Source organism: Polyangium sp. 15x6, assembly GCF_029960785.1.
In the GTDB taxonomy this organism is placed as follows: Bacteria; Myxococcota_A; Polyangia; order Polyangiales; family Polyangiaceae; genus Polyangium.
In genome coordinates, this window is sequence record NZ_JASBQE010000008.1 from 31,515 (window position 1) to 46,248 (window position 14,734).

8 protein-coding genes are annotated in these 14,734 nt (G+C 68.8%); 3 read left to right on the plus strand and 5 right to left on the minus strand.

Features of this window, described 5'->3' with window-relative positions:
* Positions 1-232: 232 nt before the first annotated feature.
* On the plus strand, positions 233-1,144 hold the full coding sequence (locus QHF83_RS08515) for a DUF4388 domain-containing protein (RefSeq protein WP_282417263.1): 912 nt from the start codon (positions 233-235) through the stop codon (positions 1,142-1,144).
* A gap of 150 nt (positions 1,145-1,294) precedes the next feature.
* Here the strand turns inward: QHF83_RS08515 and QHF83_RS08520 are convergent, their stop codons facing one another.
* From QHF83_RS08520 to QHF83_RS08530, 3 genes are all read right to left on the minus strand, one after another.
* Positions 1,295-6,124 carry a hypothetical protein gene (locus tag QHF83_RS08520; protein ID WP_282417264.1) on the minus strand — a complete coding sequence of 1,610 codons (4,830 nt, stop codon included), beginning with the start codon at positions 6,122-6,124 and terminating at the stop codon, positions 1,295-1,297.
* 185 nt (positions 6,125-6,309) lie between these two features.
* The gene (gene hisD, locus QHF83_RS08525; protein WP_282417265.1) at positions 6,310-7,617 is read right to left on the minus strand and encodes a histidinol dehydrogenase; all 1,308 of its coding nucleotides are present in this window, start codon (positions 7,615-7,617) and stop codon (positions 6,310-6,312) included.
* Between the two features lie 181 nt (positions 7,618-7,798).
* Positions 7,799-8,386 (minus strand): SMI1/KNR4 family protein, encoded by a 588-nt coding sequence (locus QHF83_RS08530; RefSeq protein WP_282417266.1) that lies wholly within the window; start codon positions 8,384-8,386, stop codon positions 7,799-7,801.
* Between the two features lie 148 nt (positions 8,387-8,534).
* Here QHF83_RS08530 and QHF83_RS08535 point away from each other — a divergent pair, with 148 nt between their 5' ends.
* Complete coding sequence (locus QHF83_RS08535; RefSeq protein ID WP_282417267.1) at positions 8,535-9,347, plus strand: uracil phosphoribosyltransferase; 813 nt, start codon at positions 8,535-8,537, stop codon at positions 9,345-9,347.
* Between the two features lie 27 nt (positions 9,348-9,374).
* Here QHF83_RS08535 and QHF83_RS08540 read toward each other — a convergent pair whose 3' ends face one another.
* Both QHF83_RS08540 and QHF83_RS08545 read right to left on the minus strand, forming a co-directional pair.
* Positions 9,375-10,448 (minus strand): hypothetical protein, encoded by a 1,074-nt coding sequence (locus tag QHF83_RS08540; protein WP_282417268.1) that lies wholly within the window; start codon positions 10,446-10,448, stop codon positions 9,375-9,377.
* Positions 10,445-13,099: a protein kinase gene (locus tag QHF83_RS08545; RefSeq protein ID WP_282417269.1), complete on the minus strand. Its 2,655-nt coding sequence runs from the start codon at positions 13,097-13,099 to the stop codon at positions 10,445-10,447. Before QHF83_RS08545 ends, QHF83_RS08540 begins: the two co-directional genes overlap by 4 nt.
* Positions 13,100-13,271: 172 nt before the next feature.
* Here QHF83_RS08545 and QHF83_RS08550 point away from each other — a divergent pair, with 172 nt between their 5' ends.
* Complete coding sequence (locus QHF83_RS08550) at positions 13,272-14,663, plus strand: hypothetical protein (protein ID WP_282417270.1); 1,392 nt, start codon at positions 13,272-13,274, stop codon at positions 14,661-14,663.
* Positions 14,664-14,734: the final 71 nt, after the last annotated feature.

Below are 14,734 nucleotides of genomic sequence, written 5' to 3' on the forward strand. Positions count from 1 at the left end.
CCTGGAGGGGGCGGGGAGCGCGATCGTGGCGAACCCCCCACACGTGAAATCGACTTCGCGTCGTGCGCGCGAGCTTCCGGGGCGTCACGATCGCAGCGGAAACGAAGGGCCCGGGGCCCTACGCCCGCGTCGTTTTGATGGATGACCCCAAGAGTCTCACGAGGCACAATGTCGGACCGAGCGTGGCAGTAGCGAGTGCTCGGTTTCCACGCACATGGAACAAGCTCCACACATGACGTCTCCGTCGCGGCTCGTTCTGCGCTTCATCTCGGGAAAGTACCAGGGTGGCGAGATCCCGCTGCAGGACGCGCAGGAGCTCGTCGTCGGACGCGCGAGCGACGCGGGCATCGTCCTCGTCGAGGAGATGGTCTCGCGAAAGCACGCGCGCTTCTTGCTCTCGAACACGGATCTCACGATCGAGGATCTCGGCTCGACGAACGGCACGTTCGTGAACGGCGAAAAGATCCAGAAGAGCACGCTCAAGGAAGGCGACCGCGTGCTCATCGGCACGAGCATCCTCAAGGTGGTCTCGGCCGACACGGCCGCCGCCTCGCGCCGCAAGATGGAGCCGCCCCGCCCCTCCGTGGCGCCCCGCGGCCCCGCGCGCTCGATGTCCGGCGCGATCGAGGAGATCCCGCTGCCCGACCTCCTGCAGCTCCTCGGCACCTCGAAGAAGAGCGGCGTCCTCGTGATCACCTCGGACGACGACGTCGGAAAGATCTTCCTTCACCGAGGCATCGTCACGTACGCCGAGATCAACGAGGACGACGTGCCGCCGCTCAAGGCGGCGATCCGCATCCTCGCGTGGACGCGCGGGACGTTCGACTTCGACCCGCCTGAGGAGCGCACGCTGCCGGTGACGATCAATCTGTCCGTGCAGGAGCTCCTCATGGAGGGCCTACGGCAGATCGACGAGCTCAACGCGCTCCGGCACAAGCTGCCGGATCTCGATACGCGGCTCATCGTGCCGCACCCGCTCGGCCCCGCGCTGCGTGAGCTCTCGCCGACGGAGATCGAGGTCTTCCAGCTCGCGTACAACCACGGGCACCTCGCCCTCGTGCTGAACAAGAGCCAAGCGACGGATCTCGACACCACGCAAGCCATCATCAAGCTGCTCAACGCCGGCTATCTGCGGAAGGGCTGACGCGCCAGGACAAACGCGCGTCCGGACGAACCCGCGACGCGCCAAAGAAAAAGGCCACGGGAGCGAATCCCGTGGCCTTTTCGTTTCGAGCGATCCCCTCACCCCCGGCCCCTCTCCCGCGGGAGAGGGGTGGGGGGAAGGTGTCTTCGATCAGTCGTAGATGCCCTTCATCGACGGGTCGGCGAGGCCGTACGCCGCGAGGGCCTGACGGATGAAGAACGGCACCTCGGCGTAACGCGAGAGCTTGACGCAAGCGCGGTTCGCCGTGCAGGTGCAGCCCGTGTTGTCGGCGGCGGTGCAACGATCGGCCGACGACTGGATCGTCGAGTCGAACTTGACGAGCGGCGCGCCGTAGTTCGGCGACGTCGTGTCACTGTTGGTCCGCGCCTTGTACCAGTCGACCGTGCCGTCGTTGTTGTAGTCGACCTCGTCGACCACGTACGCCTGCTGGAGCAGATCGTTCGCGTACTGGAGGACGCGCGCCGAGATGCCCTTCTGGACGGTCTTCTCGTACTTCGTGCCCGAGAAGAGGACCTCGGTGCCGAAGGTCTTGGCGACGTACACCTTGCCCGACGGATCGTGGAACTCGATGCGAGCGTCGAACTCGGGATCGCCGTCCACGCCCTGCTCCCACAGGCGGAGCATGTTGATCCACCACTGCTGCTGGTTCTCGGGCAGGTAGTTCATCGTCCAGGCGATCAGGAACTTCTGCTGCTCCCAGCCGATCTGGCCGTCGATGGGCATGAGCGTGTCGACGTTGACCGACTCGCCCTCGAAGACGCCCGGATCCCAGCCGACCGCCGAGCAGACCGTCGACCCCTCGCCGGGGAAGCAGACCTGCGGGCCCTCCGCCGGCCACCAGCTCGTCCAGCCGAGCGGCGTCGACGGGAACTTCTGCGGATCGGTGATGGGGGTGCCGTTGTTCGCCTTGACCCACGCGCCCTTGAGCATGTCGTCGCCGGTCAGGTTGTTGCCCAGCCACCGGCGATAACCGTCGGGGAACACGTCCGCGAGCGAGACCGCGCGGTAACGAGCGTCGAGGAAGTCCTGACGCGAGGCGCTGATGAAGTTGTCGACCGACTCGGTGAACAACATCGAGGCCCACGCCTTGTCGTAATACGACCCGGCGTTGATCGTGTACTCGGAGTCGTAGTCGTTGCCCTTGTCGTCCGCGAGGGCGTTCTCGAGCGGCCTGCCGCCGATGCCGATCGCCGCGGGACCCGCGGGGCTGTTGTCCGAGCGATACCCCGTGGCGCCGTTCGGCACGACGAGGACCGTGGGACCCGGCTGCGAGTAGATGTCGTCCGTCGAGCGAAGGACGAGATCGTTCGCGACCTTGTGATGCTCGCCGTACTGCGGGCGAGAGACCTGGCGCGCGAAGTGATCGAACGCGAGGCCCGAGGCCAGGATGTTGTCCTGGTAGAACTGCTTCGCGATCGAGGGCCACTCCGAGTTGAAGTCGAAGCCGGACTCGAGCGCGAAGTCACGGTAGATGTTCACGAGCAGGCCGAGACCCTTGGCCGCGTCGCGCATCTTCGTGTTGTACCGCTCGAGCGTGCGCATCGCCGCAGCGCGAACGCTGAAGCTCTGCCGGTTGCGGCGGTAGTTGTCGAAGATGTGCCCGACTTCCTGCTGCGTGATGAAGAAGTTGAAGAGCTCGTAGACGTCCGCGCCGTTGTCGTGGCGGTAGACGGCGACGTTGCCGAGGTCGGCCCAGCGGTCCGTGGCGAAGCCGTAGGGGACGCGCGTGCGCTTCGTCGCGTCGACGGAGCTCCAGCGACGGCCGAAGTCCACGCCGTTGTCGCGCATCGACTGCCACGGCATGTAGTCGACCTTGCGCGTCTTGCACTTGGAGTACTCGCCGTTGACCTTGACGATCAGGCCGTCGAGCAGCGGGTCCCACTTGCCGAGGCGCCCCTCGTCCCAGTCGGCCGGCTTCAGGCGCTGAACTTGCTCCTCCGTGAGCGCGGTGCAGCTCTGCGCGTCGAGCATCTTCCACGTCCGCTGGAGCTGGGAGTAGTGGATGTTCGCGCTGCCGTTCGACGTGTACTGGTAGCCGATGATGCCGCCGAAGCCGTCCATCTTGTCGAGGGCGGCGCGGCCGAGCGGTTTGTCGGCGTTCATGTCCGTGTCGGCATGCACCGCGACCGTCTGGCCGTAGAACATGCGCGCCGCGGCGAAGTCGTACGCGGAGAGGCCGATGAAGTCCTGCGTGACCTCACCGCCGTACTCCATGATCGACTGGTGCATGAACATGGTGAGGAGCTGATCACGCTCGTTCGCCGTGACCTGGTCGAAGTAACGCGGCCCGACGCAGTTCTCGCTCTCGGCCTCGCTCTTGAGGTCGTTGCAAGCCGCCGTGACCTTGCCGTTCTTCGTGCGGAGCTGCCAGTACTGCGGGCGGAAGCCCCAGGCGTCCGACGAGCTCACGAAGTTGTGACGCAGGCCGATGGAGTGACCCATCTCGTGCGCCATGACCGAGTAGTGCGCCTTCTGCGCGATCCAGTGACGGATCACCTCGGCGCGATCGAGCTGGTCCTGCTTCGTGTTCGACATCGGATCCGCGAACGTGCCGTACGGCGCGCCCGTGCGCGGGTTGATGGCGTCCTTGAACTTCGCCTGGATCGCCTTGTCGAGCGACGTGAGGCCGATCGGCGAGGGGAAGGTCGCCTGCATGATGCACATGCCGCGCTCGGCGAGGGCGATCTCCTTCATGCGCGCGATGTCACGCTGCACCTGCGGGTGATTGCCACGCAGAGGCGAAGCGAAGTTCATCACGGCGTCGTTCACCGGGAGCTTGTCCGTCCCGGCGAGCTGCTGCATCGCCTTCGTCGTGAGCTGCGCCTCCATCTGCGAGCCCGCCGCACGCTGGCGGCGCGCCTCGTAGACCGGGCGGTTGGCCGAGGGCGCGAGCGCGTCGGCGCGCACGTCCCGGACCATCTGCTTCACGTTCTCGAGCGACTCGGCGAACTCGGGCTTCGTGACGATCGAGCCCTCGCCGCTCTCGACGGCCTTCATCTTGTCCGGCATGACGCCCGCGCCGCCGAGCACGCGACGCGAGAGGTCCGCCTGGCTCATCTGCGGGAGCACGCCCGTGCCGCCCGCCACCTCGCTGGCGATCGCCCAGTCCTTGACGTACGTGCCCTCGGTGACCTGGTCGGTCGTGAGCTCGCCGTTCAGGTACCGCATCTGATCGACGAGGCCCTGGCTGAAGAGGTCCGTCACGTGCGACCAGACGTTCGCGCTCGCGGCGATCTTCTCGCCCGTGAGCGGGTCGTCCGAGTCGACCATGATGCCCCACGGTGAGGGCGTCTGCGGCGTCGGGATGACGTTGATCTGGTGGTAGCGCAGGTCGCCCATGCGCACCGTGCGCCCCGCCGGGCCGCAGGCCGGATCGTCGGTCTCGAGGACCGGGCTGTGGCAGAGCATGATCATCTGCTGCATCTTCGCGACAGCGATCACGCCGGGATCCACGCCGCGCTCGGAGCCGAGCTGATCCGCGATCGCCTCGCAGTTGCGACCGTCGTTCGTCTTGCCGGCACGGCAGGCGTCGACCTCGTGGGAGAGCTGGATCAGATCCCAGTTGTCGTCCATCTGGCCGCGGTACATCGGGAACTGGCCGTCGCACGCCCCGGGATCACCGCCCGTCGCCTTGCACTCGGCGTTGCGCGCGGACATGACCGCGGCGCGCATCGCGACGTCCCACTCGTGCGTCGCCCAGTCGGTCGACTCGAAGTACTCCGGGTCCGACTCCTTGGTGTAGTACCAGGGCTGCGGGACCTCCTTGCGCAGGCGATACGGCAGCGTGCAGCGCTGCTTGAACTCGTCGCAACGCGAGCCCGCCACGCCCGTCTCCTTCGTGACCTCTTCGCACTCGTCCTCGGTGCCGTTGCCGTCGAGGTCGCGGTGCGGATCGTCGCCCGAGAGCGTCTTCTCCGGGACGAAGCACTTCACCTCGCCCGTCATCTTCTCGGGATCGGCGTAGTAGTGGCTGCGCTCCCAGATGTTGTAACGCGCGGCGAAGCGGTACCACTTGTCGTCGCTCATGCCGTAGTTGCGGGCGTAACCCGAGCGATCGACGGTGAACGCGCCGTACGCGCTGAAGCGCTTGCCGTCCCAGTTCACCGGCTCGTAGTCGCGATCGACCACGCGGCGGAAGGACTGGCGGATCGTGAGCTCGACGGGGTTGCAGGTGCCGGAGGGCGCCGAACCACCGAAGAAGTCGTTGTCGAGGTAGCAGGCCGGGAACTTGTCGATGCCCCAGCCGAGGTGGCTGAGGTCGATCATCTTCGGCTTCGCGAACGCCTTGTTCGTGACGTCGAAGTAGCCCGTCTCGGGATCGAAGTGCGGCGCGTCGGGATCGTTCGGATCGCTGACGTAGTAGTCGAGCGGCTCGTAGTCGACGCCGCCGTAGACGCCGAGCATGGACAACGTGTCGTAATCGTACGAATCCACGTTGAGGTTCTTGCTCCAGTCGACGCGGAAGTACTCGCGGTCGTACCAGGGCCTGTCCGAGCCGTTCTCGACGAGGACGTTCAGCTCCTCGCCCGTCGTCGGGTTGTACTCGTAACGAATGTCGAAGTGCGACTGGATGGGGTACGCGACCACGATCACGCCCTGATCCGTCGACGGTCCGACGCCCTTCTTGCCGTCGGAGTCCTGGATGCGCTCGTAGCTCAAGCGCCCGATCAGGAGGTCCTCCGTGATCTGCCACTTCAAGCGCGCGACGGGCTGCGCGTACGTGGACGTGAACAAACCGTCCTGCGCCGCGCCGTAGCCGACGTCGACCACCGTGCCCTGTGACCAGAACTCGGGGTTGTCCGCGTCGCTGTGCAGGTCTTCACCGACGAAGAACGACTTCGCCAGCGCGTTCGCCTGCACGCGGTTGATGGGGTCTCGCTCTTCGGCGCACCCGAGCGCCCCACCAGCGAGGAGCCCGAGGGTGGCCACGAAGGCGACCCGTATCCTCATCCATCTCATCGAAGGTCCTCCTTGCACTGCCGATCCGAAGCCCGCAGAAAGCCCACGCGAGCGGGTCGATGCCCGGTCAGCGGGACTGAAAGCACGTTTGATGCCACAACGAATTTTCGGGCGTTTTCAAGCACTTGCTTGTTGAAGCTCGGGGCCCCGCCCGGATCCCCGTTAAAGCTCTGACACGACGATCGCTAACTCTCGCCCTCCCCCCGCCCCCCGAGGCGCGTGTGTTGCGACATCCGCAGCTCGACCGCGCGCGCGTGCGCGTCGAGGCCCTCCGCACGCGCGAAGTTCGCGATGTGGGGCCCATGACGGAGCAGCGCAGGCGCGCCGTAACGAATGATGCTCGCCCGCACGACGAAGTCGTAGACGCCGAGCGGAGAGCCGAAGCGCGCAGCCCCGCCCGTCGGCAGGACGTGCGAAGGACCCGCGAGGTAGTCACCCGCCGCGACCGGCGTCATGCCGCCGAGCAGCGCGGCGCCTCCGCCCTCGACGGCGTCGAAGAGCGCCTCGGGCTCGGCGACGTGATACGCGACGTGCTCGCCGGCGACGAGCGAGGCGATCTCCGCGAGGCGCGCGAGGGTCGGGACGACGAGCGCGACGCCGCGCGTGCGCATCGCTTCGCCCGCGATCGAGTCGCGCGAGAGCGCCGCGAGCTGCGGTCCGAGCTCGGCGACGACAGCTTCGGCGAGCGCGCGGGAGGTCGTGACGAGGACACACCACGCAGCCTCGTCGTGCTCGGCCTGCGAGAGGAGATCCGCGGCGACGATGACGGGATCGGCCGTGTCGTCGGCGAGCGCGACGATCTCGCTCGGCCCCGCGATGCCGTCGATGTCGACGTCGCCGTAGACGAGCTTCTTCGCGCAAGCGACGTAGATGTTTCCGGGGCCGACGATCTTGTCGACGCGCGGCAAGCTCGCCGTGCCGTACGCGAGCGCGGCGATCGCCTGCGCGCCGCCCGCGTCGAGGATGCTCGTGACGCCGGAGAGGTGCGCGGCCGCGAGGAGGCGATCATCGGGCGCGGGCGTGGCGAGGACGATGTCACGCACACCAGCGACACGCGCGGGGATCGCCGACATGAGCACGCTCGAGGGATACCGAGCCTTGCCGCCGGGCGCATACACGCCGACCCGCGCGAGCGGGCGCACGCGCATGCCGAGCACGACGCCGTCTTCCTCGTAACGAAAGCCGGTCTCGCGCTGATGCTCGTGGTAGCGGCGGATGCGATCGGCCGCGAGCTCGAGCGCGGCGCGGAGATCCGGCTCGAGGCGCGCGAGCGCGGCGGCGCCGTCGAACGTACGGATCAAAAGCGATTCGGGGCGGCGGCGCTCGAACCGCTCGACGTAACGGAGGACCGCTTCGTCTCCCTCGGCGCGGACGGCCGACACGATCGCGCGGACGTCTTGCTCGACCGCGCCGAGATCATCGGCGCCGCGCGCCACGAGGCGGCCGAGGCTCGCGGCGAACGTGTCGGTTCCGTCGATGTGAATGGGGATCATGCGACAGCGAGCGCGCTGCGAATCAAGGGGATCGCAGCCGAAGCTCGTGCCGTACCACGATCTTTTTTCGGCACATAGGCCCGATCGGGGCCTACTCCCGCGGCTTTTTCACCGGACGGAGGGATCGTTCCCGGAAGAACGACCCCTCGCGGGCACCCAGGACATCGTTCGGAACGATGTTCTAGGTCCAGTGACCAGCGCGCAGCGCAGCCGAGTCGATCGTCTTGATCTTCGGCGCGAGCGCCTCACGGAAGGTCGCCTCGTCCTCGTCGTCGAGCACGCCGCTGCCGAAGCCCGTCGCGACCTCCATGCTCGTCGCGAGGATCCGCAGGAACTGCTGGAAGCTCGACGCGCAAAGCACGGGCTTGATCGTGTCGGTGCCGAGCATGCACGTGAAGATGGGGCAGTCCCCCTCGGCGTCGAGCTTGCTCGTGTCCAGGAAGTAGGGATCACCGAGCAGCGCGCTGCGGCCGATGATCACCCAGTTCTTGCGCCAGTTCGGGATCTCTGCCGCGGGCTTGCCCCCGAGCGTCTGCTCGTCGGCGAGCTTGTACGACGGGAAGAGTCGCACCCGCTCGACCGGGGTCACGGTCTCGACGTCCGTCGGATCGGCCGCGGTGATGAAGGCGCGATATCGCGCAGGGATCCTGAAGGTCTTGCGTAGCTCATCGATCGCCGCAGGATCCGCCTTGCCGAAGCTCACCGGGATGCCCCGCTTGGCGAAGATTTCCTTGAGCGCCGCAACCGAGTCGGCCAGGTCGCTGTCCACCGAACCCATCCTCCGTCTCGCGGGTCTCGCACACGTCCGAACGCCTGGGAAGACCAGAGCCACGCCCGCCGTGCCGAACCCATACGCCGGAACCACCGGCGCGCGTAGGAATACCCCGCACGGGGCCAGGTAGTGTAACAGAAAAATGATGGTCGACACCGCCTACGCCGAGAGCCGGTACCGGGCTGCCGAGATTCCCCATCGTTACGGGCCGGGGGTCCATCTGATCGACGACCCGTTCGCCTGGACCCTTTTGACCCGAGCTTGCTCGCCGGACACGGGCCAGCCGGACATGGGACGCCTGGTCCGCATGCTCTACGAAGGGCTCGCCCGCATCGTCCTGGCCACGGAGTTCCCCCGCGCCCGCGTGGACGTCCCTACCCGCATGGCCGTCTCGCACCCGCAGGCCGTCTACCGCGGCACCGCGCTCTCCAGGACCACCAAGGCCGTGACGGTGGGCATCGCCCGGGCCGGGACGATGCCGTCGCAGGTGGTCTTCGACCTGATGAACGAGGTGCTCGACCCGAACCTCGTACGGCAAGACCACCTGTTCATGAGCCGGCAGACGAACGCCCAGGGCGAGGTCGTCGGCGCGACGTGGCACGACGCGAAGATCGGGCGTGACGTGGGCGATCGTTACGTGCTGTTCCCCGATCCGATGGGCGCGACGGGCTCGTCGATGGTCAGCGCGGTCTCGTATTACAAGAACTCGCTGGAAGGGACGCCGGCGAAGCTCATCGCGATGCACCTGATCGTGACGCCCGAGTACATCCGGCGCGTGCACGCGGAGCATCCGGATCTCGCGGTGTACGCCTACCGGCTCGATCGCGGGCTCTCGCCGCCGGCCGTGCTGCGCACGGAGCCCGGCACGAGCGAGGAAGAGCGCGGGCTCAACGAGGTGCAGTACATCGTCCCCGGCGCAGGCGGCGTGGGCGAGATCCTGAACAACGCCTGGGTTTGAAGCAGGAGCGCGTGGCCGAGGACGCGTCTAACGTCGCGTCCTCGGGTTGTGCACGGTGACCATCGCGCGGTAATCGAGCGCCTTCTCCGAGCGCGAGACGGGCGGGCGCAGGTCGGGGAGCATGTGCTCGAGGCTCTGCACCATCGCGCCGAGCTCGCTCGCAGACGCGGCGCGGCCCTGCGTGAGCTCGCGGTAGGCCTCGGCGATCGCGGGGATACCGCGGCCGGAGACGTGGCCGCGGCGCGAGAGGTCGAGGTAGCTCCGGCCGAGCGCGGCGCCGTCGAAGTTGTGGGACGCGACGAGGTCCTGCGCGACGCGGAGCACGGCGCGATCCGGGATGCGGCCGTCCTCGTGCAAGACGAAGGCAGCCTGCAGGTAGTTGTAGAACGGGACGACGCGCGCGCCGTAGAGGCGGAAGTCCGACGGCGATGACTGCCGATCGAGGTGGATCAGGATGCGCTCGACGACAGGGCCTTTCTCGACGTAACCGGCGAAGCGGACCGCATCGAGGATCGTGTCCTCGTACGCGCCGCCCGCGCGCATGATGTCGACGAGCTCGTCGGGCTTCACCTTGCCCTCGCACACGTCGGCGTAGAGCGAGTAAACGAACGCGTCTGCCTCTGCGTCGTCGCCGAGCAGGACCTCCCGCACGAGATCGCCGTTTTCGTCGCGCACGGAGCCGAGCTCGCAACGGCGACGAAGGAGCGCCGGCAGCTTGTAGCCGAGCTGGCCACGCAGCGCGCGGAAGCGCAGGCGCAGGATGTTCTGCAGGTTCGGCTTGAGCGTGAGCGAGGCCCAGCGCGCGCCGTCGAGGCGGAGCTTCTGCTCGATGCGCGAGCGGAGCTGCTCGGGGCTGCCGGAGAGGATGTGGATCTCCACGTCCGCGCGGCCGAGCTCGCGGAGGAGCGCCGCCGCGCCGGGGACCGTGCGCTTCTGATCGGGACGCTCGATCGCGGTGCGGACGAGGTCACGCACCGTGTCGAAGTCGGTGCGCAGGTAAGTCTTGTCGAGGTCCCAGCGCGCGACGAAGGGGCGAGACACGCCGCGCGGCGCGGAGGTTCCGGGCGCGGGGCCCTCGGGGACCACGCGTCGCTCGTTCACCCCGCGTTCCATTCGGCGCGCATGCGCTCGAGGGAGGACATGAGCTCACTCGACCCGAGGGTTCGCGCGAGGTCGAGCGACTGCTGCAGGAAGGCGAGCGACTCCTTCGCGCGCCCGCGCTCGTGCGCGACGAAGGCGAGCGCCGCGAGCAGGCGCGCGCGCTCGATGCCACCCGCGGCAAGATCGAGCGCTTCGCGCAGGACGCCGTCGGCGTCGGTGAGCGCGGAGGCGCGCGCGAGCGCCTCGCCGAGCTTGCGGCTGAAGATGATCACGGCCTTCTCGGGCTCGTCGAGCTCGCCCCGGAAGAGCTCGCGGCGCGCGAGGTCGAGGCCGCGGCGGAGCGCGAGGATGGCCCCCGCGCGGTCACCACGCTCGCCCGCACGATCGGCGACCTGTTCGAGGAGCATGAGCGCCTCGAAGGTGTCCTGCGCGTGGTAGGCGTGGAGCGCGCGGACCTCGAGCGGCAAGGGGAGCGGGTCGCCGTCGCGGCCCACGAGCGCGCGCGCGTGGAGGTCGCGGCGGACGGCGACAGGCGTCGTGGCGAGCGCGATCTCGCGGAGGAGCGGGTGCGCCGCGCGGAAGCCACCGAGCTCCTGCTCGATCATGCCCGACGCGCGGAGGACGGCGAGCAGCGTGACGGTGTTGCGATCCGAGGGCAAAAGCCGCTCGATGTCCTCCATCTGCGCGTCGTCGCCGAGCACGGAGACGGCCTGGAGCACGCGGCGCGCTTCCGGCGGGAGGCGCTCGATGCGCTGGGCCACGAGATCGCCGAGGCGCGCGGGCGGGTTCGTGCCGCCCTCGGAGGAGAAGCGCAGAAACTGGTCGAGGTAGAGCGGCGAGATCGAGCGCCCGCCGCCCTGGCCGAGGGTCGCGGCCATGGGCTGACTCACCATCTGCGAGACGAGGTCGAGCGGGAGCCCTTCGAGCACACGCGTGGCGCCGGCCCAGCCCGGATCGAAGCCGGGCAGGTGCGTCGAGACGACGAGCAGCGGGTGGATCGGCGGCTCGGCGACGACGTCGGCGAAGGCGCTGCGACTGGCGCCGTCGACGGCGTGTAGATCGTCGATCGCGAGCAGGACGAGGCGCCCTTCGTTGCTCTCGTGCGCGCGCATGATCGCCCAGCGCAGGGCCTCGGCCGCGGTGAAGCGACGATCGTCCGGCTGCACGATGCCCGCGGGGGGCTTCGACCACATGTGCACGCTCGGGTGCGGCGCGCTGCGATCCTTCTTGCCGAAGATGGCCATGAGGCCGGCGCGCGCCTCGGGCGTCGCGCCACGCCACTCGTGCGGCTCTCCGCCGCCCGGCGGCAGCGACGCGAGCGCCACGATCGACTCACGCAGCACGTGGTAGCCGACGTCGGCGCCCCACGGATCGGGACGCGTGAGCACGACGAAATCGCCGGCCACGGAGGCGAGATGGATGAACTCCTGGAGCAGGCGCGTCTTGCCCGTGCCGCCCTCCCCGACGACGCGCGCGGTCGCGAGTGAGCGATCGACGTCGAAGCGGAAGCTGTCGAGCCACTCGAGGTCGCGCTCGCGGCCGACGAACGGAAGCGGCAGCTCGGGCAAGCTCGACATGCGCACGCGCGGCGGCGGGCCCGCGGAGACGGGCGGCGCGATGCGCCGGGGCTGGCTCATGGGCGGCTGGAGGGAGATCCGCGCGCCGCACTCGCCGCAGAACTTCTGGTTGCGCGGCGCGATCGTGCCGCACGACCCGCAGGCCACCCCGGGCTCGTCGACCGAGGGCGGCGCTCCACGATCGAGCATCGTCGCGGCGGCGCGCAGCGCGATCGTGAACTCGTCGGCCGTCTGGTAGCGGCGGCTGACTTCCTTCTCCATCGCGCGCAAGGTCACGTCGACGAGCGGAAGCGGGATGTTGCGCGCCGGCGCGACGTCGAGCGGGTTCGGCGGGGGCACCGTGAGGTGCATCAGCACGACCTGCGTGGGCGACTCGGACTCGAACGGCAGTCGTCCCGTGAGGAGCTGGAAGAGCAGCACGCCGCACGTGTAGAGATCGCTGCGGCCGTCGATCGGGTCGCCGCGGCCCTGCTCGGGCGACATGTAGTCGGGGGTGCCGCAGACGATGCCGGGGCTCGTGATGTGGGTGCTCGGCACCTCGCGCATCTTCGCCAGGCCGAAATCGACGACCTTCACGAAGTCGCCGCCCGTGCGCATCGGCTCGAGGACCACGTTCTCGGGCTTCAGATCGCGGTGGATGATCCCGAGGTGGTGCGCTTCCGCGAGGCCCGCGAGGACCTGGCACATGACCTCGACGATGCGGCGAAACGGGAGCGGCCCCTCTTCGTAGTCGACCCGCGCGAGATCCCGACCGCGCAGGAACTCCATCACGAGGTAGAGCTGGTTTCCGCTCTTTCCGAAGTCGAAGACGCTGACGATGTTCGGATGGTTCAGCCGGCTCGCCGCGCGCGCCTCGGTGATGAAACGAACCGACGCGCTCTCGTCGCCGAGCAGGTGCGGGTGGATGATCTTGACCGCGACCGTGCGGCCGAGCGCCTTCTGCTCGGCGCGATAGACGCGCCCCATGCCGCCCACCCCGATGAGCTCGAGGATGACGTAGCCGCCGGGCAGCGTCGTGCCGAGCAGCGGATCGTCGGCGCGTGCTTGCAGCTCCGAGATCGGAAAGCCGCACACATGACAAAAGCGGTGTGCCGGATCGCACGCAGTGGCGCACTGAGGGCAAAGGACATCCGACACGCGCCGCAAGGTACCACGGTCGGGGCCGAGATTGGGCCGGTTCTGTCAAGCGAGCGCCGCCCCCCAACAACTGGTAGGTCCGCTCTGCGATCGGCTAACCTGCGGGCCGATGCCAACGCCGCGCCTCCGTCTCGGTCAGCTCCTCGTCGATGCAGGGCTGCTCTCGCAGCAAGACCTCGACGAGGTCCTCGCGCTCCAGAAAACCGACGGGCGACGCCTCGGCACGTTGCTGGTGGAACGAGGGTACATCAACGAGACCCAGCTCACACAGATCCTCTCGCATCAACTGAGCGTCCCCTGGGTCTCGCTGCTGCACATCGAGTTCTCGCGGCAACTCTTGAACCTCGTGCCGCACCACGTGGCCGAGCGCTTCTGCGTGGTGCCGATCTACGTGCGCCACGTGCGTGGGCAGGGGCAGACGCTCTACGTCGCGATGGACGATCCCTCGAACGAGGAGGGCCTGCGCGCGTGCGGCGAGCACTCGGGGCTGCCGGTGAAGGCGATGATCGCGCCGCCGAGCGACATCCGGAACGCGATCCGCGTCTACTACGACGTGCAGCCCAGCGCGCCGCCCGCGCAGCCGTCGCCCGCCGAGGGCGCGCCGATCGTGGAGCGCGACACGACGCCCGACGGCACGAGGCCCGAAGCCGCGGCGGATGCGAGCCTCGGGATCGTGGAGACGCCGGCCGTGCCGTTCGCGGCGCCGGCGCCGGCGGAAGGGCCAGCGGTCGAGGTCGCGGAGGTCACGGTGAGCTCGTTGGAGCTCCCAGGTTCGGAGCCCGAGCGCTCGCCGCTGAAGCCGCAGCCGAGCGCGGCGCGCAGCGCGCCGAGGACGCCGCCTCCGCCGACCACGCAGGACGCCGTCACGCTCGCCGAGGCGGCCGCGCTCCCGCCGCCGGCGCGCGGCAAGATGCCCTCGGCGCCCGACGTGCCGCCGCCGCCGACGCTGCCGGATCCGGGCGCGCAGTCGCCGCAGCTCGAAGAGGTCGCCGCGAAGACGCGCGTGTCGATCGTGGAAGCGCGGCCCCTGCCGCCGCCCTCGGAGCGGCTGCGGCGGGTGCTCGAAATCGTGGACGAGCCGCAGCCGCCGACGCTCGACGAGGGCGCCCTGCCGCCGAGCTCACAGCCGGTGGACACGATCCCCGAGCCGCGAGGCCGCGCGCCGCGCATGATCTCGCTGACACTGCTCGACGGCACGACGATCTCGCTGCCCGCGCCGCGCAAGCAGAAGCAACGCGTGCCGACGCTCGCACAGCCGGCCGGGGGGCTGTCGGAGGAGGAGCTGCCGCCGTCGACGCTGGGGGCCGAGGACGATCGCGCCGGGCTCACGGCGCGGGATCTCGTGGCGGCGCTGCGCGCGGTTTGTCACGGCGCGGACGCGAACCAGATCCTCGGGCCGACCCTGCGATGGGAGGCCATCGCGGCCGCGCTGTTGTCCGTGCTCCTGCGCAAGGGGCTCGTCGCCGACTGGGAGTTCGTTGACGAGCTCAAGAAGATCTGAGGGGGTTTTTCACGGCGTTTCGCCGGGGTTTCACCCCGGGCCCGACCAGGGGCTCTTCGCCCCTGGACCCG

Bases quoted from the DNA above. Each gene is read 5' to 3' on its own strand.
- QHF83_RS08520 (WP_282417264.1), bottom strand. From the start codon at position 6,124: ATGAGATGGATGAGGATACGGGTCGCCTTCGTGGCCACCCTCGGGCTC.
- QHF83_RS08550 (WP_282417270.1), top strand. From the start codon at position 13,272: ATGCCAACGCCGCGCCTCCGTCTCGGTCAGCTCCTCGTCGATGCAGGG.
- QHF83_RS08515 (WP_282417263.1), top strand. From the start codon at position 233: ATGACGTCTCCGTCGCGGCTCGTTCTGCGCTTCATCTCGGGAAAGTAC.
- QHF83_RS08535 (WP_282417267.1), top strand. From the start codon at position 8,535: ATGGTCGACACCGCCTACGCCGAGAGCCGGTACCGGGCTGCCGAGATT.
- hisD (WP_282417265.1), bottom strand. From the start codon at position 7,617: ATGATCCCCATTCACATCGACGGAACCGACACGTTCGCCGCGAGCCTC.